The sequence below is a fragment of the Bergeyella anatis genome (genome assembly GCF_036016955.1).
Taxonomy (GTDB): domain Bacteria; phylum Bacteroidota; class Bacteroidia; order Flavobacteriales; family Weeksellaceae; genus JAYWXI01.
In genome coordinates, this window is record NZ_JAYWXI010000126.1 from 1 (window position 1) to 474 (window position 474).

1 protein-coding gene is annotated in these 474 nt (G+C 55.5%); it reads right to left on the reverse strand.

Annotation, left to right across the window (positions count from 1 at the left end; all coding sequences use genetic code 11):
* The coding region (locus VQ048_RS12575) for an MFS transporter (protein WP_327611976.1) at nt 1-449 on the reverse strand (449 nt) is incomplete at its 3' end.
* Between the last annotated feature and the right edge of the window lie 25 nt (nt 450-474).

Here is a 474-nt window from a genome sequence, read left to right on the forward strand (position 1 = left end):
ATCGAACTGAAAAGGCCGTAGATGACGACACCCTCAGGACGGTTGGCATAAACGTCGCGAACCGTCGCGAACGTCGCCACCAGCATGGCCGACGCGCCCACTGCTTGAAGTAGACGGAAAGCGACAAAGGCCGGTGCAGTTGAAGACCAAGCTGCTCCCAGAGACGCAATGACGAAAGCCGTTGCGCCCGCAAGTAGAATTGGCCGTCGCCCGATTCTGTCTGAGAGCGGACCAAAAATCACCTGGCCCACGCCGAGCATCACCATATAGAGGCTCAACGTGAGTTGGATCATAGCGGGCGTCGTGTTCAGGATGCCGGGCATCGCTGGAACGACAGGGAGATAAATATCCATCGCCAGTGAAGCGAGGATGTCGAAAGGAGCCATCAGCAGCAGTGCTGCCGGCAGCGTATAGGCCCACGCGGGGCGTTGTTTTTGTTTATCAGTCATTTATGTGTTTTTCTATTCCATCAAT